Source organism: Crenobacter sp. CS_VA4 (assembly GCF_055597485.1).
The window spans coordinates 1-306 of sequence record NZ_JBVMAE010000106.1 but is presented as its reverse complement, the minus strand read 5'-3'; the positions used below and the strand labels follow the sequence as shown (position 1 = coordinate 306).

The following is a 306-nucleotide window of genomic DNA, read 5'->3' as shown; positions in this document are numbered from 1 at the left end:
TGCTCGATGGCCGCCGGCGCCTACGCCGCGGTGATCGGCGGCACGCTGGAACAGGTCGAGAACGCCGCCGAAATCGGCATGGAGCACCACCTGGGCATGACCTGCGACCCGGTCGGCGGCCTGGTGCAGATCCCGTGCATCGAGCGTAACGGCGTCGCCGCCGAGCAGGCGATCAAGGTCGCCCAGCTGGCGCTGCTGGAAGACGGCCAGCACAAGGTGTCGCTCGACACGGTGATCGCGACGATGTTCCAGACCGGCAAGGACATGAAGCACACCTACAAGGAAACCTCGCTCGCCGGTCTGGCG

Annotated in this window: 1 protein-coding gene; it reads left to right on the top strand. The window is 67.3% G+C overall.

The window, feature by feature from the left end:
* The coding region (locus ACZ2IA_RS22895) for an L-serine ammonia-lyase, iron-sulfur-dependent, subunit alpha (protein ID WP_470294890.1) at positions 1-306 on the top strand (306 nt) is incomplete at both ends.